Annotated in this window: 20 protein-coding genes and 1 pseudogene; 14 read left to right on the forward strand and 7 right to left on the reverse strand. The window is 71.1% G+C overall.

Translation table 11 applies throughout. The annotated features are described in order from the left end of the window. Positions 1-138 precede the first annotated feature (138 nt). From IL992_RS15265 to IL992_RS15305, 9 genes are all read left to right on the forward strand, one after another. Positions 139-1,911, forward strand: coding sequence for an ABC transporter substrate-binding protein (locus IL992_RS15265; protein ID WP_193204000.1), 1,773 nt, complete (start codon positions 139-141; stop codon positions 1,909-1,911). 67 nt (positions 1,912-1,978) lie between these two features. After that, positions 1,979-2,971, forward strand: coding sequence for an ABC transporter permease (locus IL992_RS15270; protein ID WP_193204001.1), 993 nt, complete (start codon positions 1,979-1,981; stop codon positions 2,969-2,971). Then, a complete protein-coding gene (locus tag IL992_RS15275; RefSeq protein ID WP_193204002.1) occupies positions 2,968-3,846 on the forward strand; it encodes an ABC transporter permease in 879 nt (292 codons plus the stop codon). The genes IL992_RS15270 and IL992_RS15275 overlap by 4 nt, the downstream gene beginning before the upstream one ends. Before the next feature lies 1 nt (position 3,847). After that, positions 3,848-4,792, forward strand: a complete 945-nt coding sequence (locus IL992_RS15280) for an ABC transporter ATP-binding protein (protein ID WP_193204003.1) — start codon at positions 3,848-3,850, stop codon at positions 4,790-4,792. Then, entirely contained in the window at positions 4,793-5,725 is a 933-nt protein-coding gene (locus IL992_RS15285; RefSeq protein ID WP_193204004.1) for an ABC transporter ATP-binding protein, read from the forward strand. Beyond that, positions 5,722-8,127: a glycoside hydrolase family 2 protein gene (locus tag IL992_RS15290; RefSeq protein WP_193204005.1), complete on the forward strand. Its 2,406-nt coding sequence runs from the start codon at positions 5,722-5,724 to the stop codon at positions 8,125-8,127. The genes IL992_RS15285 and IL992_RS15290 overlap by 4 nt, the downstream gene beginning before the upstream one ends. Positions 8,128-8,166: 39 nt before the next feature. Next, positions 8,167-9,273 (forward strand): mannose-6-phosphate isomerase, class I, encoded by a 1,107-nt coding sequence (manA, locus tag IL992_RS15295; protein ID WP_193204006.1) that lies wholly within the window; start codon positions 8,167-8,169, stop codon positions 9,271-9,273. 97 nt (positions 9,274-9,370) lie between these two features. Then, entirely contained in the window at positions 9,371-10,426 is a 1,056-nt protein-coding gene (locus tag IL992_RS15300) for a polysaccharide deacetylase family protein (RefSeq protein ID WP_193204007.1), read from the forward strand. A gap of 39 nt (positions 10,427-10,465) precedes the next feature. Continuing rightward, positions 10,466-11,299 (forward strand): CPBP family intramembrane glutamic endopeptidase, encoded by an 834-nt coding sequence (locus tag IL992_RS15305; protein ID WP_193204008.1) that lies wholly within the window; start codon positions 10,466-10,468, stop codon positions 11,297-11,299. A 552-nt stretch (positions 11,300-11,851) separates the two neighbouring features. On the opposite strand, the gene IL992_RS15310 is transcribed toward IL992_RS15305, so the two are convergent. After that, entirely contained in the window at positions 11,852-12,568 is a 717-nt protein-coding gene (locus tag IL992_RS15310) for a maleylpyruvate isomerase family mycothiol-dependent enzyme (protein WP_193204009.1), read from the reverse strand. A 236-nt stretch (positions 12,569-12,804) separates the two neighbouring features. On the opposite strand from IL992_RS15310, the gene IL992_RS15315 reads away from it, so the two are divergent. Next, complete coding sequence (locus IL992_RS15315; protein ID WP_193204010.1) at positions 12,805-13,926, forward strand: hypothetical protein; 1,122 nt, start codon at positions 12,805-12,807, stop codon at positions 13,924-13,926. A 4-nt stretch (positions 13,927-13,930) separates the two neighbouring features. Here the strand turns inward: IL992_RS15315 and IL992_RS15320 are convergent, their stop codons facing one another. Continuing rightward, complete coding sequence (locus IL992_RS15320) at positions 13,931-14,713, reverse strand: ABC transporter permease (protein WP_193204011.1); 783 nt, start codon at positions 14,711-14,713, stop codon at positions 13,931-13,933. After that, the gene (locus IL992_RS15325; protein WP_193204012.1) at positions 14,710-15,594 is read right to left on the reverse strand and encodes an ABC transporter ATP-binding protein; all 885 of its coding nucleotides are present in this window, start codon (positions 15,592-15,594) and stop codon (positions 14,710-14,712) included. Before IL992_RS15325 ends, IL992_RS15320 begins: the two co-directional genes overlap by 4 nt. A gap of 131 nt (positions 15,595-15,725) precedes the next feature. On the opposite strand from IL992_RS15325, the gene IL992_RS15330 reads away from it, so the two are divergent. From IL992_RS15330 to IL992_RS48360, 3 genes are read left to right on the forward strand one after another with little or no spacing between them, the layout of a single operon-like run. Next, the gene (locus IL992_RS15330; RefSeq protein ID WP_319018556.1) at positions 15,726-16,910 is read left to right on the forward strand and encodes a sensor histidine kinase; all 1,185 of its coding nucleotides are present in this window, start codon (positions 15,726-15,728) and stop codon (positions 16,908-16,910) included. After that, positions 16,910-17,599 (forward strand): response regulator, encoded by a 690-nt coding sequence (locus IL992_RS15335; protein WP_193204013.1) that lies wholly within the window; start codon positions 16,910-16,912, stop codon positions 17,597-17,599. Before IL992_RS15330 ends, IL992_RS15335 begins: the two co-directional genes overlap by 1 nt. A gap of 13 nt (positions 17,600-17,612) precedes the next feature. Beyond that, the gene (locus tag IL992_RS48360) at positions 17,613-19,040 is read left to right on the forward strand and encodes a dihydrolipoyl dehydrogenase family protein (RefSeq protein ID WP_319018557.1); all 1,428 of its coding nucleotides are present in this window, start codon (positions 17,613-17,615) and stop codon (positions 19,038-19,040) included. Here the strand turns inward: IL992_RS48360 and IL992_RS15345 are convergent. The 4 genes and pseudogenes from IL992_RS15345 to mads6 form a co-directional block, all read right to left on the reverse strand. Further along, positions 19,037-19,663, reverse strand: a complete 627-nt coding sequence (locus IL992_RS15345; RefSeq protein WP_193204014.1) for a nucleoside/nucleotide kinase family protein — start codon at positions 19,661-19,663, stop codon at positions 19,037-19,039. The genes IL992_RS48360 and IL992_RS15345 overlap by 4 nt on opposite strands. A gap of 213 nt (positions 19,664-19,876) precedes the next feature. Continuing rightward, positions 19,877-20,284 (reverse strand): pyridoxamine 5'-phosphate oxidase family protein, encoded by a 408-nt coding sequence (locus tag IL992_RS15350; RefSeq protein ID WP_193204015.1) that lies wholly within the window; start codon positions 20,282-20,284, stop codon positions 19,877-19,879. A 75-nt stretch (positions 20,285-20,359) separates the two neighbouring features. Beyond that, positions 20,360-20,847 (reverse strand): annotated as a pseudogene (locus IL992_RS15355) (response regulator transcription factor). Between the two features lie 49 nt (positions 20,848-20,896). Further along, positions 20,897-22,303: a methylation-associated defense system protein kinase MAD6 gene (gene mads6 / locus IL992_RS15360; protein WP_193204016.1), complete on the reverse strand. Its 1,407-nt coding sequence runs from the start codon at positions 22,301-22,303 to the stop codon at positions 20,897-20,899. Positions 22,304-22,524: 221 nt separating this feature from the next. Here mads6 and IL992_RS15365 point away from each other — a divergent pair, with 221 nt between their 5' ends. Beyond that, positions 22,525-23,571, forward strand: a complete 1,047-nt coding sequence (locus tag IL992_RS15365; RefSeq protein WP_193204017.1) for an NAD-dependent epimerase/dehydratase family protein — start codon at positions 22,525-22,527, stop codon at positions 23,569-23,571. The last annotated feature ends 17 nt before the right edge of the window (positions 23,572-23,588 follow it).

Raw genomic sequence — 23,588 nt, forward strand, 5'->3', positions numbered from 1 at the left:
ATCCGGATTTTACGGTCTCGGTACTTATCCGGTTCAGCACCTGAGGCGCGGCGAGGCGAGTGGTGCGGACCGCTGATCATCGGGGCCTGGCAGGAGTGCGGACCCCGCGCGGTGTCGCGTGGGGGAAGGAGAGTCACCATGCGAAACCGAACGCGGTTTCTTATACCGGTGCTGGCAGCCGGCCTGTTAAGCGCGGCCTGTTCGGGAGGCGGGGGTTCGTCCACGCCGACCGGTCCGGCGGGCGGCGCGGCGGGAGGCGGTGCGGCCGCCCCGGCGGGCGGCAGCGGCGGGGCCTTCCCCCGCAACGAGACCCTCTACACCAGCGGCACCCAGTGGGGACCACCCGCGAACTGGAACCCGCTGCGCGAATGGGACTTCGCCACCGGCACCAAGGGCCTCGTCTACGAGACGCTGTTCATGTACGACCCGAACACCGACAAGTTCACGCCGTGGCTGGCCGAGAGCGGCGACTGGACCGGTGACCTGGAGTACACGCTCAAGCTGCGCAAGGGCATCACCTGGTCGGACGGCAAGCCGTTCACCGCCGACGACGTGATCTTCACGTTCGAGCTCGGCAAGATGGGGACCGTCCCCTACCACCCGCTCTGGGACTGGATGAAGAGCGCGGAGAAGGTCGACGACTACACGATCAAGTTCACCTTCACCACGGCCAACTACCAGGAATGGGCCAACCACCTCTACAGCCGGGCCATCGTCCCCAAGCACCTGTGGGAGGGGCGGTCCGAGGACGAGGTGATGAACGGGGTCAACGAGAAGCCCGTCGGCACCGGCCCGTACGCCTACCAGTCCCACGACCAGGACCGCATGGTCTGGGTCAAGCGCGACGGCTGGTGGGCCACGAAGGCGCTGAACAAGGACGTGAAGCCCAAGTACATCGTCGACATCGTCAACTCCAGCAACGAGGTCGCGATGGGCCTGCTGCTGCAGAAGGGCCTCGACCTCAGCACCAACTTCCTGCCGGGCATCGCCAACCTGGTCAAGGGCAGCTTCGGCATCGAGACCTACTACGACCAGCCGCCGTACATGCTGTCGGCGAACACGGCGTGGCTGTGGCTCAACACGACGAAGAAGCCGATGGACGACAAGGAGTTCCGCAAGGCGGTCGCCTACTCCATCGACACCAAGAAGATCGTCGAGGGCGTCTACGGCAACCTGGTCAAGGCATCCGACCCGACCGGCCTGCTGCCGCAGTGGGACAAGTACGTCGACAAGAACGTCACCTCCACGCTCGGCTTCTCCTACAACCCGGACAAGGCCAAGCAGCTGCTCGCCGACGCCGGCTACAAGGACCGCAACGGCGACGGGCTGGTGGAGTCGCCGAGCGGCGGCAAGATCTCGCTCAAGCTGATCGTGCCCGCCGGATGGACCGACTGGATGGAGGCGGCCCGGGTCATCAGCTCAAGCGCCAAGGCCGTCGGCATCGACATCGAGGCCGACTTCCCCGACTACAACGCGCTTGTCGACGTCCGCAACTCCGGCAAGTACGACATGGTCATCAACAACGACAAGCAGCTCGCGAACACCCCCTGGGTGTACTACGACTACCTGTTCCGCCTGCCGGTGCAGAAGCTGCAGACCACGACGAACTTCGGCCGGTACGAGAACAAGCGGGCGTGGGAGCTCACCCAGCAGCTCGACCAGGTCAAGCCCGAGGACGTCGAGGGCATGAAGAAGATCACCTCGCAGCTGCAGAAGATCCAGCTCGAGGACATGCCGGTCATCCCGCTCTGGTACAACGGCCTGTGGTCCCAGACGACCAACTCGGTCTGGAAGAACTGGCCCAGCAGCGCGCCGAACACGCCGAAGTACCCGCCGACGGTGTGGCGCAACTGGCTGGAGATGGGCGGCACGCTCATGCTCACCGAACTCCAGCCGGCCTCCGGAGGCTGATCTTCTCGCGCCCCCCTTCCATCCTGCGTACGGGAGGGGGGCGCCGTTCCGCGACCGGGAGGTCGAATTGCGCCGCTATTTCGGCAGAAAGCTTCTCATCTACGGCCTGACGTTCTTCGTGGCCGTGACCATCAACTGGATGATCCCGCGGTTCATGCCGGGCGACCCCGTGCAGAGCATGCTCTCGCGGGCCAACGTCGCACAGCCGGCGGCCGTCGAGGCCATGCGGGCGCACTACACCGCGATGTTCGGCTTCGACCTGCCGCTGTGGCAGCAGTACCTCAACTTCTGGGGCTCGCTGCTGAAGGGCGACCTCGGCATCAGCATCTGGCTGTTCCCGACGCCGGTGTCCGACGTGATCATCCGGGCGGTCCCGTACACGCTGGGCCTGCTGATCCCGTCCATCCTGCTGAGCTGGTTCGCGGGCAACCGGTTCGGCGCCTTCGCCGCGCGGCGCAAGTGGCTCGACAACAGCGTGCTCCCCGTCGGTTACGTGCTGACCGCCACGCCGTACATGTGGCTGGCGATCCTGCTGGCCTGGGCGCTCGGCATCGTCGCGGGCGTCTTCCCGGTCGCCGGGGCCTACGGCTTCGACATGCAGCCGTCCCTGTCGTGGGATTTCCTCGGCAGCCTCGCCCAGCACTGGTTCCTTCCGTTCGCCTCGCTGTTCCTCGTCGCGTTCGGCGGCTGGGCCATCGGCATGCGCAACATGATCATCTATGAGCTCGAGGCGGACTACGTCAACTACCTGCGGGCGCTCGGGGCGCCGATGCGGCTGGTGCGGCGCTATGCCTTCAGGAACGCGATCCTGCCGCAGGTGACCGGTCTGGCCCTGCAACTCGGCGTGCTCGTGGCCGGCGCGCTGGTCACCGAAATCGTCTTCAGCTATCCCGGGCTGGGGCACCTGATCCTCCAGGCCATCCAGAACCAGGACTTCTTCCTGCTGCAGGGCACCTTCCTGTTCATCGTCATCGGCGTGCTGATCGCCAACTTCGTCATCGACATCGCGTACGTCCTGGTGGACCCGCGCACCCGGACCGGGATGGGAGGAGCGGCGTGAGCGAGGTCCTGCCCCAGCCGCAGCCGCCGACGGCGCGGCGCGAGGCGCTGCACTTCGCGCTGCGCAACCGCAAGCTGGTCGTCGGCACGGTCATCGTCGCCGTGTTCCTCGTGGCCGGCCTGGCCGGGCCGGTGCTGTTCGACCACGGGCCGAACGACTACGTCGGGCCGCCGATGGCGCCGCCGTCCGGGGAGTTCTGGTTCGGCACCACGACGTTCGGCCAGGACGTCTTCGCCCAGTTCGTGTACGGCCTGCGCTCGACGTTCCTCGTGGGCGTGCTCGGCGGCGTGCTGGCGGCGATCGTCGGCATGGTCGTGGGGTTCGTCGCGGGCTACCGCGGCGGGTGGGTCGACGAACTGCTCAACATGCTCACCAACATCGTGCTCGTGCTGCCGGCGCTGGTGGTGCTGCTGATCGTCAACGCCTACCTGGGCGTGCGCAGCATCGGTGTGCAGGCGCTGTTCATCGGGCTGACCTCGTGGCCGTGGGCCGCGCGGGCGATCAGGGCGCAGACGTTCTCGCTGCGCTCGCGCGACTTCGTCGACCTCGCCCGGCTGAGCGGCGTGCGCACCCCGAAGATCATCCTTCGTGAGATCGCGCCGAACATGAGCTCGTACCTGTTCCTGACGTTCATCCTGCTGTTCGGCAGCGCGATCCTGATCGCCGCCTCGCTCGACTTCATCGGCCTCGGACCCACCGAGGGGGTCTCCCTCGGCCTGATGCTCAACAACGCCGCGCGGTGGAGCGCGCTCCAGCTCGGCCTGTGGTGGTGGTTCATCCCGCCGGGCGCCGGCATCACGGCGATCGTCGGCGCGCTCTACGTCATGAACGTCGGGCTGGACGAGGTGTTCAACCCGAAGCTGAGGGAGATGTGACGTGGCGCTGAATGTCACCGACCTCCGGGTCTACTACCGGACGCTGCGCGGCGAGGTGAAGGCGCTCGACGGCGTCACGTTCTCCGTCGCGGACGGCGAGATCATGGGCCTGGCCGGGGAGTCCGGCTCGGGCAAGTCCACGCTCGCCAAGAGCCTGATCCGGCTGGACGGCCGCATGCGGCACGTCGGCGGCACGGTGGAGTTGGACGGCAAGACGATGCCCCTGTCGGACGACACCGGGATGGACCGGTTCCGCTTCCGCGAGGTGTCGCTCATCCCGCAGTACTCGATGAGCGCGCTCAACCCGACCAGGAAGATCGGCAAGATGGTCGGCGAGCTGCTGGACTCACGCGGCGAGCGGCTGGAGAGGGCCGAGCTGGAGCGGCGGCTGGAGCTGGTGGGCCTGTCGAAGGACGTGCTCGACCGCTATCCGATCGAGCTGTCCGGCGGCATGAAGCAGCGAGTCGTCATGGTCATCTCCACGCTGCTGAACCCCTCGCTGCTGATCGCCGACGAGGTCACTTCCGCGCTCGACGTGTCGAGCCAGAAGGCCGTGGCCACGACGCTGCTCGGGTTCCGCGACCGCGGCCTGGTCACGAGCATGATGGTGGTCACCCACGACATCTCGCTCGTCTACCAGATCGCCGACACGATCATGGTGATGTACGCCGGGCGGCTGGCCGAGAAGGCCCCCGCCGAGGTGCTCGTCACCGCCCCGAGGCATCCGTACACCAAGCAGCTCATCTCCGCGCTGCCCGAGGTGGGGGTGCGTTACGAGGACCGCCGGCTGACGGGGATCCCCGGCAACCCGCCGTCCCTGCTCAAGCCGCCCGGGGGATGCCGGTTCAGGGACCGCTGCCCGCTCGCGTTCGACCAGTGCGCCGAGCAGCCGCCGTTCGCCGAGGTGGCCCCCGGCCACTTCGTCGCCTGCTGGAAGGCCGAATAGATGCTCAAGCTGGACGGTGTCTCCAAGATTTACCGCGTCGGCGCGTTCGGCGGGCGCGAGCTCAGAGCCGTCTCCGACGTCAGCTTCGAGGTCGGCGAGGGGGAGGTGGTCTCGCTCATCGGCGAGAGCGGCAGCGGCAAGAGCACGCTCGGCCGGATGATCCTGCGCCTCGCCTCGATCAGCGGCGGCAGGATCACCCTGGACGGCAGGGACATCACCTCGATCAAGGACCGCAAGGAGTACTACCGGCAGGTGCAGGGCGTCTTCCAGGACCCCTTCAGCTGCTACAACCCCGTCTTCCGGGCCGACCGCGTCTTCGCGATGATCAAGGAGCAGTACTTCCCCCAGGCCGGCGCGGACGAGTGGCGAAAGCGCGTGGAGGGCGCGCTGGAGAGCGTGCGGCTCGACCCCGGCAACGTCCTCGGCAAGTATCCCCACCAGCTCAGCGGCGGCCAGCTCCAGCGCATGCTGATCGCCAGGGCCGTGCTCCTCGACATCCGGCTGCTGGTCGCCGACGAGATCATCAGCATGCTCGACGCGTCCACGCGCATCGACGTGCTCAACCTGCTCGCCGACCTGCGGGCGCGCGGCCTCGGCATCCTGTTCGTCACCCACGACCTGTCGCTCGGCAACTACGTCAGCGACCGGACCGTGGTGCTGCGCCACGGGAAGATCGTGGAGATGGGCCGGACGGACCTCGTCTTCGGCAACCCGGCGCATCCCTACACGCGCTCGCTGCTGGCCTCGGTCCCCAGGCTGCACGCCAAGTGGACGGACGCCGTGGTCGAGGACGTGCCCTGCGCCTACCACGAGGCTTCCGAGGACAGCCGGACCCGCCCCGGGCTGGCCGAGGTGGAAGGCGGCCACTTCGTGGCCTGCTCCGGCTGCGCGGGAGCCGCGCTCGAGGAGAAGAAGATTAAGGAGAAAGCGTGAGCTCGTACCGTCCCCTGCACGACGGGTGGACCGTCACCGCCGTGTCGTCGACCGGGCAGCTCCGGCCGGTGGTCGCGGGCCTGCCCGCGGCCGTTCCCGGTTGCGTCCACACCGACCTCCTCGCCGCCGGGCTGATCGAGGACCCGTACCTGGACGACAACGAGGACCGGCTGACCTGGATCGGCCGTACGGCATGGTCGTACGAGACCACCTTCACGTGGGAGTTCAAGGGGGACGGAATCGACGACGACCGGGCGGACCTCGTCTGCGAGGGACTCGACACGGCCGCCACGCTCGTGCTCAACGGCATCGAGATCGGCGCGACGGCCAACATGCACCGGTCGTACCGCTTCCCGGTGCGGCACCTGCTGCGCGCGGGCGAGAACACGCTCAGGATCCTGTTCGACCCGCCGTACGAGTACGCGGAGGCGCAGAAGGCGGCCCTCGGCGACCGCCCGGGCGCGTACGCCGAGCCCTACCAGTTCATCAGGAAGATGGCCTGCAACTTCGGCTGGGACTGGGGGCCGACGGTGGTCACCGCCGGGATCTGGCGGCCGATCGGCATCGAGACCTGGAGCACCGCCAGGATCGCCGAGGTGCGTCCCTTCGCCTCGGCGGACGGCACCGTCGAGGTGCACGTGGCGGTCGAGCGGGCGGCTGAGCGGCCACTCACGCTCACGGCCTCGGTGGCGGGCGTGACCGAGACCGTGACCGTCGCCGCCGGGCAGCGCCGGGCCGTCGTCACGCTGACCGTGCCGGACGCCGACCTGTGGTGGCCGCGCGGGTACGGCGAGCAGCCGCTGTACGACCTGACGGTCCGGCTCGAAGATCAGGAGTGGACCGGGCGGATCGGGTTCCGCTCGGTCGAACTGGACCGGACCGACGACGCCTTCACGTTCGTGATCAACGGGAGGCCGGTCTTCGTCAAGGGCTTCAACTGGATCCCCGACGACTGCTTCCCCAGCCGCATCACCCGCGAGCGGCTGGCCGAGCGGTTCGCCCAGGCGGCCGCCACGGGCGCCAACTGCCTGCGGGTGTGGGGCGGCGGCATGTACGAGAGCGAGGACTTCTACGACCTCGCCGACGAGATGGGCCTGCTCGTCTGGCAGGACTTCCCGTTCGCCTGCGCGGCCTACCCCGAGGAGGGCCGCTTCACGGCGGAGGTCGAGGCCGAGGCCCGCGAGCACGTCGCCCGCCTGGCCCGCCACGCCAGCCTCGTGCTGTGGTGCGGCAACAACGAGAACATCGAGGGCCACGCCGACTGGGGCTGGCAGGACACGCTGGAGGGCCGCAGCTGGGGCGGCGGCTTCTACTACGACCTGCTGCCCCGGGTCGTCGCCGAACTCGACCCGACCCGGCCGTACTGGCCGGGCAGCCCCTACTCAGGGGCCCCCGACCTGCCGCCGAACGACCCGGCCAAGGGCACGATCCACATCTGGACGGTCTGGAACCACCAGGACTACACCCACTACGCGACCTACACGCCGAGGTTCGTGGCCGAGTTCGGCTTCCAGGGGCCGCCGACGTACGCGACGCTGCGCGCCGCGGTCTCCGACCACCCGCTGACGCCGGTCTCCCCGGGCGTGAGCCACCACCAGAAGGCGATCGACGGCAACCTCAAGCTGCTGCGCGGGCTCGGCGAGCACCTGCCCCAGCCGGACGGGTTCGACGACTGGCACTACTACACCCAGGTCAACCAGGCCAGGGCGATGGCCTTCGGCATCGAGCGGTTCCGGGCGCTCGCGCCCTACTGCATGGGCACGATCGTGTGGCAGCTCAACGACTGCTGGCCGGTCACCTCCTGGGCCGCCGTGGACGGCGGCGGGCGGCGCAAGCCGCTGTGGTACGCGTTGCGCCGGGCGTACGCCGAGCGGCTGCTGACCTTCCAGGGCGACCAGGGTGACACGGTGGCGGTCGTCAACGACACCGACGAGCCGTGGTCGGGCGAGCTCGCCGTCGACCGGCTCAGCCTGGCGGGGGAGATCCTGGCCAAGGAGCGCTTCGACGTGTCGGTCCCGGCGCGCGGCACGGCGTCCGTGGAGCTGCCCGAGGGGGTGGCGCGGGCCGGGAACCCGGCGGGCGAGGTGCTGGTGGCCACCCTCGGCGACGTACGCGCGCTGCGGTTCCCGAGCGAGGACCCGGCCATGGACTACCCGCCGGCGGAGCTGGACACGGTGGTCGAGGAGATCGAGGGCGGGCTGCGGGTGCGGGTGACCGCGCGGACGATCGTGCGCGAGCTGGCGATCTTCCCCGACCGGCTCGACCCCCGCGCGATCGTGGACGACCAGCTTGTCACGCTGCTGCCGGGGGAGACCGCGGTCTTCCACGTCACGGGCGGTGAGGTGGATCCCGGCGCGCTCGTCCGTCACCCGGTGCTCCGGTGCGTCAACGAATCCCGTTAGTCTCGGATCGCCCCCGCCCTGACCGCCCGAAGGACGCCTGTGGATCTGCTCACCAATGTCATCAAGGACTACCCCTGGGGTTCCCGGACGGCCATCGCCGAGCTGACCGGGCGGCCCGCCTCGGGGCCGGAGGCCGAGATGTGGCTGGGCGCCCATCCGGCCGCGTCCTCCCGGCTGACCAGGGACGGAGCCGAGACCACGCTCGCCGACGCGGTCGCGGCCGACCCGGTGGGGACCCTCGGTGAGGCGGTCGCCGGCCGGTTCGGGGAGCGGCTGCCGTACCTGATGAAGCTGATCGCGGTGGACGCGCCGCTGTCGCTGCAGGTCCACCCCGACGCCGGGCAGGCCGCCGACGGCCACGCCCGGGGGAACGCGAACTACACCGACCCCTGGCACAAGCCGGAGCTGGTCTGCGCGCTCACGCCGTTCACCGGGCTGGCCGGGTTCCGGCCGCCCGAGCAGTCGGCGATGCTGGTCGAGCGGCTGCACGTCGACGCGCTCCGGCCGGTGGTCGCGACGCTGCGCGGCGGTGACGTGCTCGGCGCGCTGCGGGTGCTGCTGGAGTGGCCGGGCTCCCGGAGGGAGCTGGTCGAGTCGGTGGTGTGGGCGGCCTCCGCCTGCCACACGCCCGACTACGCGCTGGTCGTACGGCTGGCCCGGCGCTACCCGGAGGACCCGGCCGTGCTGGCGCCGCTGCTGATGCGCCGTCACACGCTGGCTCCCGGCGAGGCGCTGTTCCTCGGGGCCGGGGTGCTGCACTGCTACCTCGACGGCTTCGCCGTGGAGATCATGGCCTGCTCCGACAACGTGCTGCGGGCGGGCCTGACCGGCAAGCACATCGACGTGGAGGAACTGCTGCGGATCACCGATGCCGCGGCGCAGCCTCTGCCGGTCGAGCCGGTCGGCGGCGCGTACGTGCCTCCGGTCCCGGAATTCCTGCTCCGCAGGATCGCGCCCGGCGCGGGCGAGGCGCTCCCGGGAGGTCTGCCGAGGATCGTGCTGTGCACCGAGGGTGTCGTGAACGTGGACACGGCCGGTTCGGAGGTCAAGCTGCGCCCGGGTGAGTCGGTGTTCGCCGCCGCGTCCGAGGGGCCCGTCGAGATCGGCGGGGACGGCGTCGCCTTCTGCGCCGAGCCCCACCTGTGACTCACTTAGCGTGATGTTTGTCCTACGCCGCGTGATGTGACCACGTCCCGCGGGTAAGAGCCCCTCATCGTCAAGCGCGGCCCGATGAGGGGGATCCATGGGGCGCTTCAGGGTTGCCGGCATCGCCGCGGCGTCGTTGGGGGCGGTCGCGCTCTCCGCCTGCGCCGCCGGTGGGGGCAAGCACATCACGCACGCGAGCCCGGCCGGTCACCAGCAGAAGAACGCGGCGGCCGAGGCGGCGCTGCGCAAGTCCGAGACGGCCGCCGCCGCTCAGGTGAAGGCCAACGAGCTGGGGCAGGTCCCGGTGCTCATGTATCACCGGATCGTCAAGAACCCGCCGCCGGGCGACGACCGCAGCCCGAAGGACTTCCGCGACGAGCTGGAGCGGCTCGCGGCGGAGGACTACGTGCCGGTCACCGCGGCCGAGTATGTCACCGGAAAGATCGACATTCCGGCGGGCAAGCACCCGGTGGTGCTGACCTTCGACGACTCCTCGCCCTCCCAGCTCACGCTCGACGGCATGGGCAATCCGGCGCCGGACTGCGCGATCGGCATCCTGATGGACGTCGCGAAGAAGCACCCGGGCTTCCGGCCGGTGGCGACCATGTACGTGATCAAGGACCTGTTCGGCAAGGCCCGCCAGGAGGAGCAGATCCAGGTCCTGCAGTGGCTCAAGGACCACAACTTCGACATCGGCAACCACACCCGCGACCACCTCAACCTGCTCGGCAAGCCGAAGGACCAGGTGGAGAGCCAGATCGCGGCCGGGCAGACGCTGATCACCTCGCTGATCAAGACGCCGCCGGTCACGCTCGCCCTGCCGTACGGCAACCAGCCGCACGAGAAGAAGTGGGCGCTGCAGGGGGCGTCAGGCGGCACCCGCTACGACTACAAGGGCGTGTTCCTCGCGGGCTACACGCCGGCGCCGTCGCCGTACACCAAGGACTTCGACCCCGTCGGCATCCCGCGGATCAGGTCGAAGGAGAAGGTCGGCGACTGCAAGAAGTTCTGCTCGATGGCGTGGCTCGACTGGCTCAAGGCCAACCCGACCGACCGCTACACCTCGGACGGCAACCCCAACACGGTCGCCTTCCCGAAGTTCAAGGCGGCCTTCGTCGCACCGTCGTTCACGTCCCGTGCGCTGCCGTACTGACGGGATGGATGACCGTGCGGGGGCGGCTACCCTGCCAGCATGGACGACGCCACCGCCGACGCCACCGCCCAGGGACGGCCGGTCACCGCCGTGTCCGCTGAGCCGGACGCGGCCGCCCTGCGCGGACTCACGCCGCGGCTGATCGGCCCGGAGATCATCGCGGTCTTCGCGGTCTCGCTCGGCGCCAGCGCCCTGCTGTCGCTCATCCGCCTCATCGGCGCTCTGACCGCGCCGAAGGACCTGGGCGACCAGCACGCGGTGCTCGTCGGCTCGCTGGCCCCCGGGCGCCCGTGGCTGGACCTCTCGCTGCACCTCGCGGGGATCGCGGTGAACGTGGCGCCGGTGGGGCTCGTCGCCTACCTGCTGGCCCGATCGGGCGAGTCCATGCGCACGATCGGGGCCGACTGGCGCGAGCCGGGGCGTGACACCCTGCGCGGCGCCGCGCTCGCGGCGGTGATCGGCGGCAGCGGACTGGTGTTCTACCTGTTCGCCTTCCGGTCCGGGTTCAACCTGAACGTCGTGCCCGACAGCCTGCCGGACATCTGGTGGCGCATCCCGGTCCTGGTCGCCGAGGCCGCCCAGAACGGCGTGCTGGAGGAGGTGCTGGTCGCCGGTTATCTGCTGCACCGGCTACGGCAGCGCGGCTGGTCGCCGTGGCGCGCGGTGGGGGTGTCGGCCGTCCTGCGCGGCTCCTACCACCTCTACCAGGGCTTCGGCGGCTTCGTCGGCAACATCGCGATGGGCCTGGTCTTCGGCCGGCTCTACCAGCGCTGGGGGCGGACCATGCCGCTGATCGTCGCGCACACGCTGATCGACGTGGTCGCCTTCGTCGGGTACGGCGTGCTGCGCGGCCGCGTCTCCTGGCTGCCCTGACGCTGCCCTGATCTCCTGTCTAATCGGGCGGAATGCGTTCTCTCCGGCGCGCCTGATTGATTTGGGCCCGATCCCGGTGCATCGTTGACGGGCCGCCGCACGTCTGGATCCCCCCGGGCAAAACCGGCCTGTCCTGGCCGAATTTTTCATTCGGGGAATTCCATGAGGCGTTTATCGACACGCATTCCATATCCGGCGCGCCGTCGCGCCGCTGTCGACCGCCGGCCCGGGGGTCGCACCCGGCCGCCCGGTCGCGGGCGTCCGGTCAGCCTGCCCTACCGGTGCCGTGTGGGAGGCGGATCCGCGAGCCGGAACTCCGCCGTGCCCGTCACCGCCAGTGCTGACGATACGAGTGCCGTGACCGTGCGCGCGGCCCCGCCCGTACGGCGCGCTCCCGGGTGCACCGGGTCGTGGGCGGAGGTCCCGCCGAGGCGGCAGACGAGCGTCTTATTACCACCGGTGCCGAGGGCGCGCTCCGATCCGTTATGTCCCGCACGCCGGGTGCCCGCAGGGGCGCCCGGCGTGTCGTTATGCCGGAGACTCAGCCGGAGCTCAGGCGAGGCAGCGCAGCGCGCCCCGGACACGGGCATCGAGAGGATGCCCGGCGGGCAGACGGCCGACCGTCGCCTCGACGAACTCCTCGGGGGAGAGATCGGCGGTCAGGCCGTCGTCCACCTGCACCTGCAACCGGCCGCAGGCGTGTTCGATCCGCGCCTTGGACCCCTGCTCCTCCAGCACGAACTCGCCTACCCTGACCCGCCAGCCGAGGCGGTCGCCGGCCTCGTCCGCCGTCACCGGAGCCCCGACGTCGTCGGCGTGTGTGGCGTACTCCGAGTCGTAGTGGAAGGTCTGGAGACCGGCCGGGTAGGGGCCGGCCGACGTGTGGAGCGTGCCGTCGCGGCCGAGGGCGCGCATCCGCCTCCGGGTCTCCCTGTTCTTGGTCCGCCACTCGTCGAGCACCTGCTCCACCGGCAGGCCGTGCCGCTTGCGCACGCACCACTCGTTGAAGCCGTCGAAGCCGCCGCGCACGCCCTCGTGTTCGAGCAGCTCGTAGAACCCGTCGATGTCGTCGTCCAGGCACGCGTGGTTGTACAACTCCTCGCCGGCCAGGTGCGCGAGCACGTCGCGGACCGTCCAGCCGTCGCACCGGGAGGGGCGGTTCCAACCGTCCTCATCGAGAGAGGAGAAGAAGCGGTCCAGCCGCGCCGCCTCGGTGTCGAAGATGTCGAAGGGGTCGAGCCCCGCCAGTTCGTCCCGTGCAGAGGTCATGCCTGAGCCGTACCCTGACCCGCCTCGCCCTCACTTCGCGGCGGTACGGCGGACGACATCGGGTGGTGTCGGGACATTTCTCTGATAAGCCGGACATTTAAACCTGCGGCGGCCTCAACAATGCGCAGGGGAAGGGAAAGATCGGGTCTTAGCTCGTTTGTCCGGTGATCTGCGCGGAAACCCCGAGATCGGTAAGCACAGTGGCTGTTCTGTGGTTGTTCTAGGGGGAAAACGAAATGGCAAAAAGCACGAGCGTCGCCGGGATCCTCGCGATCGGCGCCGTCCTCGCCGGGGGAGCCGTGATCGCGAGTGCTCCTCTCGTCGCGGCTCCGGCGGGGGCCGCCACGATGTCCGCCAGGATGTTCGCACAGCACGGCCTCGTCCGGTTCGGCCATCCGCACTCCCGGGGCCAGCGCAACCGCCAGAAGAACGGACATCGGCACAACCAGCGGCTGCGGGAGCAGCAGCGCCAGCACCAGTTCCTGATGCGTGACCTCACGCTGGTCCTCGTCCCGTTCCAGAAGGAGGAGACGGACGCGCGGGCCCTGCCGTACAACTGGCAGAACGACAGCGTCTCCGCCCTGCAGTTCGCCGATCAGGACCAGCTGGCCGCCATGCTGGACACGCCCGAGACGGTCGAGATCAACCGCGACGGCCAGGAGGAGAACAGCAAGACCACGGTCGCCCCGCAGACGGAAAAGCACGACGTGGATCGCTCCGTCGACGTGGACGCCAAGGTGGACCGCAAGGACGACGGCAAGCAGGACGGCAAGCAGGACCGACCGGCGCCCCGGCCGCACGTCGATCCCGGCAAGCGGCCCGTCGACGTGACGCCCACGCCCCCCGCGTCGAAGCCCGACCCGGCGCCGGTGGTGAAGCCGGTGGTGAAGCCGGCGCCCGCGCCCGCGCCGAAGCCCGTCGTGAAGCCGGTGGTGAAGCCCGCGCCCGCTCCCGCGCCGAAGCCCATCGAGAAGCCGGCCCCGGCTCCCGTGCCTGCGCCGAAGCCCATCGAGAAGCCGGTCGTGAAGCCGGCGCCCGCGCCCGCGCCGATGCCCATCGAGAAGCCTGTCGTGAAGCCGGTGGTGAAGCCCGCGCCCGCGCCCGCGCCGAAGCCCATCGAGAAGCCGGCCCCGGCTCCCGCTCCCGCGCCGAAGCCCATCGAGAAGCCTGTCGTGAAGCCGGTGGTGAAGCCCGCGCCCGCGACGTGCGCTCCCGCCTGTTCGCCCGGTCTCCTCTCCTTGCCCCTGACCCTCTCGCTCACGGCCAAGGTGTCCCTCGCGGCGGACGCGGGTGCGAGCACGGCCGCGAAGCCGGCCACCGTGACCACCGGGGCCTGCGTGCCGTTGAGCGCGAGCTGATCCGTCAGGCGTCCCTGCGGGCCAGCAGGACGGCGGCCACCGCGTACGGCACCGCCACCCAGGCGGCCATCACCGCGAGCGCGGCGAGCGGCGACAGGAGCGCGCCGCCGAGCGACTGGGGGTTGCCGGTGCCGGCCAGCTGGCCCGCGAGGGCGCCCGGAAGGATCGAGCCGATACGTTCGTTCCAGGGCGCCGGGATGTTGTTGACGATGATCGGGACCACGTACCAGACCGCCACGAGTGTGGCGACGGCGGCGACGGCCGATCGTGTGATCGCGGCCAGGCACAGGCCCAGCAGTGCGAACATCGTGATGGACAGGCTCAAGGCGAGGAAGAGCGGCATCTGGCGGCCCAGCGCCTCGGCCGACTGCCCCCGGATGGGCCGGTCACCGATGATGAGCCGCCCGGCGGCGTACGTCGCGAGCACGGCCGCGAGCCCCGTGCAGAAGGCCACGACCGCGACGACGCCGGCCTTGGCGGCGAGCACCCGCCCGCGTGACGGCAGCACGGTGAACGTGGTGCGGATCATGCCGGTGCCGTACTCGCCGGAGAAGGCGAGGACGCCCAGCACGGCCAGGCACAGCGAGGCGAGCCAGTTGGCGAGCTCGGGCAGCGACGACACCTCGAGGCGGTCGCGCTGATCCGACGGCAGGCCGTCCCACAGGTGGGCGGCGTACCAGGCCAGCAGGGCCATGAGAGCGACGACGACGCCGACGACGCCGAGGACGAGGGAGGTGGATCGAAGGGTGCGGAGCTTGAGCCATTCGGCGGCGAGGGCGTCGATCACCGGTCCGCCTCCTCTGCCGTGAGCCGCATGTAGGTCTCCTCCAGGGAGGCGCCGCGCGGGGTGACCTCGTGGAGGGGGATCGCGTACCGGGCGGCGAGGTCGCCGATCTCCGCAGGGTCGAGGCCGCGCACCGACAGGCCTCCGCCGTCCTCGGCCGTGACCGTTCCGCCCGCGGACGACAGCGCGGCGGCGAGGTCACCGGCGCGGCTGCTGCGGACGAACACGTCCCGTACGGCGGTCAGCTCCCGCATCGGGGTGTCCGCGATGAGCCGCCCACGGCCGATGACGACCAGGTGGTCGGCGGTGAGCTCCATCTCGCTCATCAGGTGGCTCGACAGGAGTACCGTGCGTCCCTCGGCGGCGAGGCCGCGGAGCAGTTCGCGGATCCAGCGCACGCCGTCCGGATCGAGGCCGTTGACCGGCTCGTCGAGCAGCAGCACCGCGGGGTCGCCGAGGAGCGCGGCGGCGATCCCGAGGCGCTGGCGCATGCCGAGCGAGAAGCCTGCGATCCGTTTGCGGGCCACTCCGGCCAGGCCCACCTGCTCGATGACGGACACGACCCGGTCCCGGCCGATGAGGTTGGCGCGGGCCATCCAGCTCAGGTGCCCGAGGGGTGTACGGCCGCCCTGGACGGCGCCGGCGTCCAGGAGCGCGCCCACCTCCCGCATCGGGTGGCGGAGACGGTCGTAGCGGTGGCCGCCCACCAGCGCCTCGCCGCTCGCCGGGCGGTCCAGGCCGAGGATCACCCGCATGGTCGTGGACTTGCCCGCGCCGTTCGGCCCGAGGAACCCGGTCACGCGGCCTGGTTTCACGTGGAACGTCAGCCCGTCCACGGCGACCGTGCGGCCGAAGCGCTTGGTCAGCTCTCTGACTTCGATCATGTCTCGACGGTCTCGCGGGCCGCCCGTCCCCCGCGTCGGAGCGCGGTGCGATTCGCCGGACACATCTCCGACCGTGGCATGACAGACCGGGGCAGGAGGCGGGCGTGCGCGCGTATGGCTAGCGTGGGCGCGTGGACGATCCGGACGTACGGCCGTTGTTCCCCCGGCCGCTGCGCCCCCGCGAACTGGTCGCGCTCGACATGCTGGCCGCGCTGGGGTACGCGTTCGTGCTGGTCGTCAACTCCCGAGACGTGCATCACCCGGCGGCCTGGGCTCTGATCGCCGTGATGACGCTGCCGCTCGTGGTCAGGCGGCGGTGGCCGCTGCCGGTCTTCTGCCTCGTCGCGGTCGCGTCCGTGGCGGCCATGGCGCTCGGCGTCGCGCGGGAACCGCTGGCCGCCGCGGCGTACGCGCTCTATCCGGTCGCGCTCACGACGCGGCGGCGCCGGTGGGAGCCGACGGCGGCGATCGGTGCGCTGACCGTCGGGGCGCTGCTGCTGGCGGTGCTCGGCGGCGTGGCGGCCGATCCGGAGGTCAGGCGGATCGTGGAGACGGTCGTGCTCGGCTCGCTCGCGCTGGGCGGCGCGTGGACGATCGGCCGGGCGGTGCGGGAGCGCCGGGCGTACGCCGCGCGCCGGGCCGAGCAGGCCGCCGAGCACGCGGTGACCGAGGAACGGCTGCGCATCGCCAGGGAGATGCACGACGTGGTCTCCCACACGCTCAGCCTCATCGGGGTCAAGGCCGGGGTCGCCGCGCATGTGGCCGACCGGCGGCCGGAGGAGGCGCTGGAGGCGCTGCGGGTCATCGAGACCACGAGCAGGCAGGCGCTGACCGAGATGCGGCACATGCTCGGCGTGCTGCGTACGGCCCCCGGAGCCGACACCGGAGCCGACACCGGAGCTGGCACCGGCGCACTGTCCCCGGCGCCGGGCCTCGCGGCGCTGCCGGACATCGCCGAGCGTGCGGCGGCCGCGGGCGTACGGGTGGAGCTGGACGTGCGGGTGACGGACGGCCTGTCCCCGGCGCTGGAGCTCGCGGTCCACCGGATCGTCCAGGAGGCCGTCACCAACGTGGTCAGGCACGCGGCCCCGGCGGCCTGCCGGGTCCTGATAGACGACGAGGCAGGACAGGTGCGGGTCGAGGTGACCGACGACGGGCCGGGCCGCCGGGTCCTGCCCGCAGGTCCGCCGGGACACGGCCTGATCGGCATGCGCGAGCGCGTCACGGCGTACGGCGGGGTCTTCACGGCCGGTCCGCTGCCCGGCGGCGGGTTCCGCGTGCTCGCACGCCTGCCGCTGGAAGAGGAGAGGACGTGATGAACGAGCCCGAGCCGATCCGGGTGCTGCTCGCCGACGACCAGGAACTGCTGCGCGGCAGCCTGCGCCTGCTGGTCGACAGCACGCCGGGGCTGGTCGCGGTCGGCGAGGCGGGCACCGGCGCGCGAGCCGTCGAACTGGCCCGCGCCGAGCGTCCCGACGTCGTGCTGATGGACGTGCGCATGCCCGGCATGGACGGCATCGAGGCGACCCGGCGTATCTGTGCCGAGTTATGCGGCGTGAAGGTGCTGATCCTCACCACGTTCGACCTCGACGAGTACGTCTACGCGGGGCTGCGGGCCGGGGCGAGCGGGTTCCTGCTGAAGAACACCCCGCCCGCCGATCTGCTGGCGGCGATCCGCGTGATCGCCGCGGGCGAGGGGCTGCTGGCGCCGAGCGTGACGCGACGGCTGATCGCCCAGTTCGCCCATTTCGCCCGGACCGCCGCGGACCGGCCTCGGCCCGGCCCCTCGCTCGACGGGCTGACCGGCCGCGAGCGGGAGGTGCTCACGCTCGTCGCGCGCGGCCTGTCCAACCTGGAGATCGCCGCGCACCTGCATGTCAGCACGGCCACGGTGAAGACCCACATCGGTCACCTGCTCGCCAAGCTCGGCGCGCGCGACCGGGCCCAGCTGGTCATCGCCGCCTACGAAGGGGGGCTCGTCTCCACGTCACGGCCGCACCCGTGACAGGGTGGAGCCCGTGGAAGTCTTCGATGTGATCGTGATTGGCGCGGGTCCGACGGGAGAGGTCGCGGCGGGACGGGTGGCGGCGGCCGGCCTGAGCACCGTCATCGTGGAGAGCGAGCTGGCGGGAGGGGAGTGCTCCTACTGGGCCTGCATGCCGAGCAAGGCGCTCCTGCGGCCGGTGGACCTCGCGGGAGAGGTTGGCAGGGTCACGGGGCTGCGGCTGGCCGGCGCAGTCGAGGGCGGGCCGATCGACGCCGCCGCGGTGCTGTCCCGGCGTGACGCCGTGGTCTCGCACTACGACGACGCGGGGCAGGCCCGGTGGCTCGACTCGGCGGGCGTGACGCTCGTACGCGGCACGGGACGGCTCGCCGGCCCCCGGCGGGTCGAGGTCACGACGGCCGACGGCGGCACCCGCACGCTCGTCGCGAACCACGCCGTCATGCTGGCCACCGGGAGCCGCCCGGTGATCCCGCCCGTGGCCGGTCTGGCCGCGGCCGAGCCGTGGACGAACCGTGAGGCGACCGGGGTGCGTGCCGTACCGGAGCGGCTCGTCGTGATCGGCGGGGGCGTGGTCGCATGCGAGATGGCCCAGGCCATGCGCGGGCTCGGGGCCCGGGAGGTCACGATGCTCGTCCGGGGCGGCGAGTTGCTGACGAGGATGGAGCCGTTCGCCGGGGAGATGGTCGCGCGGTCGCTGGCCGACCAGGGGATCGACATCCGCACGCACGAGAGCGCGGAGAAGGTCGAGCGGCCGGAGCCGGGCGGCGAGGTCACGGTGCGGCTCGCGAGCGGGGGGACGGTCACGGCCGACGAGATCCTGGTCGCCGCCGGTCGCCGGTCCGCCACCGGCGACCTCGGCCTGGCCTCGGTCGGGCTGCCGGAGTCCGGTCCGATAAAGGTGGACGAGAGCATGCGGGCCACCGGCGTGGCGGACGGCTGGCTCTACGCGGCGGGGGACGTCAACGGCCTCGCGCTCCTCACTCACATGGGCAAATACCAGGCGCGGGTGGCCGCGGACGTGATCGTCGCCCGTGCCCGGGGCGAGGCGGACGACCGGCCCGGGATGCGCGACCGCGCGGACCGCGCCGGGGCGCCGCAGGTGGTCTTCACCGACCCGCAGGTGTGCGCGGTGGGCCGCACGGAGGCGCAGGCCCGCGCGGAGGGCTTCGACGTGCGGGTCGTGGAGTACGACATGGAGCAGGTGGCCGGTGGCTACCTCCTCGGCGACGGCTACCGGGGCAGGGCCAAGGCGGTGGTCGACGAGCGCCGCCGGGTGCTGCTCGGCGTGACGTTCGTGGCCCCGGGGGCGGCCGAGCTGCTGCACGCCGCGACGATCGCGATCAACGCCGGGGTGACCCTGGACGACCTGTGGCACGCCGTCCCGGCGTACCCGACCGTCAGCGAGGTCTGGCTGCGCCTGCTGGAGGCGTACGGGCTCTAGAGACTGATGACCGCGGGGTGGCGCGGGTCCTCGACGCGGACGGCCACGTCGGCGGCCCGCACCGGGCCCGTCTCGTGCTCGTACCGCTCGTAGGCGGGCAGCGTCCACCGCTCCTCGGGCGGCGTACGGCGGGCCAGCGCGGCGGCCGACATGGCCAGGTGGACGGTCAGGTCGAACGGCAGTCCGCGCCCGAGCAGCAGCGCGCCGTCGAGCAGCACCACCCCGCCCGGCTTCAGCGTCACGTAGTCCGCACGGGTGGCCCGGTCGCGCACGCTGTCCCACAGCGAGGGCAGCACCCGGCCCGTACGGCCCGGCTCCAGCGGCCCGAGCACCTCGCGGGTGAGACCGCTCACGTCCAGCCACTCGTCGTAGAACACGTCGGGATCGGTCCGGCCGAACTCCAGCCGCAGCGAGGCCGGGCGCAGGAACCCGGCCGCGGGCACCCGCAGGACGTCCCGGCCGCGCAGGCGCAGCGGCTCCACCAGGTCGTCGGCCAGCCGTCCCGGTTCGGCGGCGGGAGCGCCGTCCACCGCGACGCGCACCCACGCGTCGCGCGGCCGGTCGGCGATCAGGTCGGCGAGTTCCTCCACGAGCAGGGACGGGGAGACGGGACGGGCACGCACGCCCCCATCATTTCCCACGGAGTGACCAAGGTCCCCCCGGGGCGGGGTCAGGTAGCCCTGGGTACATGACCTGGGTCGCGGCGATCTTCACTCCGGTGGTCCTCGCCTACCAGGCATGGACCTACTGGGTGTTCCGCCGCCGTCTGACGGTCACCCGCTGACGCACGCGAGAACGCCCGCCCCGGGAGACGAGGCGGGCGTTCTTCACGTGCGTTATCGGTTGAGCCGGCGGCCGGAGATCTGCTCGGGGTCCATCACGATGAAGTGGTCGCGGGTTCCGGGCACCCACGGCGTGAGCGGCAGCGCGGACAGGCGGGCGATCTCCTCCGGGTCGGAGACCGCGCGGGCGTGCCCGACCGCGGTCACCGACCAGCCCGTACGAAACGTCGCGTCGAAGTCGTCGGCCTCGAAGGCCACGACGGCGTTGCGCGCCGCGGCGGCGAGCTTGGAACCGGGGGCGGTGCGGATGACGATGTTCCCGTCGAGCAGGCAGAAGTTGACCGGCTGGACGGCGGGGAGGGCACGATCGGTGAAGACGATCCTGCCGATGGGGGTGGAGGCCAGCAGGTCCAGGCATTCCCCTCCGCTGAGGATCTCCAGGCCGGCCGAGTCGAGCTTCATGTCTGCAAGCCTGAGGGATCGACCGCCACGCGGGTTAGGGACGAAGGTCCCGTTGTCGACGTCGATCGGCCCGGCTCAGCTCTCCTGCCCGGCCTTGAGGCGGGCGGCGAGCGCGGCGGCCTGGGTGCGGCGCTGCATGTCGAGCTTGCTCAGCAGGTTGGACACGTAGTTCTTGACCGTCTTCTCGGCCAGGAACATCCGCTCGCCGATCTGGCGGTTGGTCAGGCCCTCGCCGATCAACTCCAGGATCTGCTTGAGCACGTAACCGGCCGCCCCGGCCTGACCGCGGTGAACAGCGCCTCGTCGTCGGCGTAGGAGGTCAGCATCAGGCAGGCCAGACCGGGCACCTTCGAGCGCACCTCACGGCAGACGTCCACCCCGCTGCCGTCGGGCAGGCGCACGTCGAGCACCGCCACGTCGGGCCGCAGCGCGGGAATGCGGGCCACGGCCGACTCGGCCGTTCCCGCCTTGCCGACCAGCTCGACGTCGTCCTCGGCGTCCAGCAACGCCGCCACCCCACGCCGTACCACCTCGTGGTCGTCCACCAGAAACACCCGAATCATGACCTGGACGTTAGCCGTACTTTGACGGCCGTAACAGTGACGAAGGTCCCTACGAGTGGCGGGACAGGCGGCGCAGGGCGCTCCTGATCCTGCCGCCGAACGGCGCGCGCCGCCGAGGCTGGGCGTCGCGGGCCACCCGCAGCTCCGCGAGGGCCGTGATCGCGTCGGGCCGTTTGGCCGGTGTGGGGTCGCGCATCCGCCGTACGAGGTCCATGACCTCGGGGGCGACGCCGCCGGCGTCCGGCTCGGCGTCCACGCCGGGCGCGGGCAGCTCGCCGGTGAGGAGCTGGAAGGCGATCACCCCGGCCGAGTACACGTCGGCGGCGGGGGTCATCCGGTCGGGGCGCGCCCGGCATTCGGGGGCGACGTAGTGGACGTCGAGGATGTTGGGCAGCTCGTTGGCCACGGTGTGCTTGCGCGGGCCGGGTTTGGCGTAGTCGAAGCCGGTCAGCAGCGCGTTGCCGTCGTCGGTGACGAGCACGCAGGCGGGGGTCAGCGCCCGGTGGATGACGTTGTTGGCGTGGACGTGGGCGAGGCCGTCCAGCATGTCCTCCATCACGCCGAGCTTGGCGTCGATGCCCAGCCTCCGCCCGGTCAGGTGCAGGTGCAGGGCCTGCCCGTGGACGTCGTCGAGCACGAGCACGAACCGGCTCTCGTCGTCGATGGCGAAGAAGTCCCGCGAGCGTACGACGCAGGGATGCGGCGGGATCTTGGCGAGCGACTGGTAGGCGTTGGCGATCCGGCGCTGCTCGGCCACCCGCCGCCGCTGCTCGGCCATCGGATCGGCGCGGTAGACCCGCAGCAGCACGGTCCCGCTGGTCGGGGCGGTCGCGTTGACGGCGCGATACTCGGTGACCCGGCTGTCGCCGCCGAGCTGCTCCTCCACCTCCCAGTTGCCGAAGCGCGGCGGCGCGGTCGAGCGGCGCACGGTGCCGTTCAGCGCCTCGATGATCGCGGTGCGATAGGGCACGGCGTCGCGGCTGCACCCGTGCCTCACCCGGGACACGTCGCTGAGCATGGGGATGAGCCCGGCGATCGTGGTGACGTGCCGGGCGTCGCGGCCGCTGGGATCGACGAGGACGGCTCCGGGCGCGGTGAGCACCACCACGTTGTCGACGTACAACCGCTCCAGCTCGCGGTGCTTCTCGATCAGCAGGCCCTTCAGCGCCCGCGCGGTGCCGCGCAGCTTGGCCACCGGCGAGCCGAACGCCTCCCGGTGCTGGGGGAACCACCGGGTGCCCGAGACCTCGAACCGGCCCCGGGCTCCCTTCACGTCGATCACCACGAGGGAGTGGCCGGTGAGCACGACCACGTCCACCTCGAACAGGTCGGCCCCGCGCGGAATCTCGATGTTGTGCAGCAGCAGCCAGTCGTCAGGGGCGTTGTCCCGCAGGTGCGCGATGACCCTTCGCTCGGCGTCATTGACGGGGCGTCCGCCACCGACGATCTGAGCCATCTCTGCTGCTCCGCCTCTCTGACCAGATTGAGAACTTAATCCTCCTAGGTAGCGGTATTCCCGCGCCACCACTGATTCCCCCGCATTGTCCCAGGGGAAATCTGGAACCCCATCTTCGGGCCCGCTCTGGCCGGACGATCGCGGAGTGCATGATCGCCTTTTTGTCGGGGATGGGCGCTATCGCGGTTTGTAGCGGCTGATGCCAGGAAACGGAGTATTTCATGCGAGTTGTCGTGGTTGGTGCGAGCGGAAACGTCGGCACGAGCCTGCTCGCCGCCCTCGAGTCCGAGACGAGCGTGACCTCGATCGTCGGGGTGGCCAGGCGGATGCCAGGCTGGCAACCGGCGAAGACCGAATGGCGTACGGCCGACGTCTTCCGGGACGACCTCGATCCGATCTTCGCCGGCGCCGATGCGGTCGTGCACCTGGCCTGGCTGTTCCAGCCCACGCACGACCCGGTCACCACCTGGAACTCCAACGTCCTCGGCAGCATGCGCGTCTTCGACGCCGCCGTCCGGGCCGGGGTCTCGGTCCTCGTCCACTCGTCGTCGGTGGGGGCGTACTCGCCGGGGCCCAAGGACCCGCCCGTCGACGAGTCGTGGCCGACCCACGGCTGGCCGAACGCCGCCTACGGGCGGGAGAAGGCCTACCTCGAGCGCGTGCTCGACATCTTCGAGCGCGACCACCCCGACATCCGCGTGGTGCGGATGCGCCCGGGGTTCATCTTCAAGGAGGAGGCCGCGACCGAGCAGCGGCGGCTGTTCGCCGGGCCGTTCCTGCCGCAGCGGCTGGTGCGGCCGGAGCTGATCCCGTTCGTGCCGGACATGCCGCGGCTGCGGTTCCAGGCGCTCCATTCGCAGGACGCCGGAGAGGCGTTCCGGCTGGCGCTCACCCGCGACGTGCGGGGCGCGTTCAACATCGCCGCCGACCCCGTGATCGACCCGGCCGTGCTGGCGGACCTGCTCGGCGCGCGGCGGGTGCCGGTCCCGGCCGCGGTGGTGCGTACGGCGGTGTCGGCCGGCTGGCACCTGCGGCTGATCCCCGCCTCGCCGGGCATGGTGGAGCTGGCCCTGCAGATCCCGATCATGGTCACCACACGTGCCCGCGAGGAACTGGGCTGGCACCCCCGGCACAGCGCGGTGGACGCCCTGCGCGCGGTGATCGAGGGCATGCGGCGCGGTGCGGGCATGGAGACCCCGCCGCTCGCGCCCGACTCCGGCCGCACGCGGATCAAGGAGGTCACGACGGGCGTGGGCATGCGGCCGTAGAAGACATCGGCGAGGGA

Origin of the sequence: Microbispora sitophila (assembly GCF_014892245.1) — a bacterium.
In the GTDB taxonomy this organism is placed as follows: Bacteria; Actinomycetota; Actinomycetes; order Streptosporangiales; family Streptosporangiaceae; genus Microbispora; species Microbispora siamensis.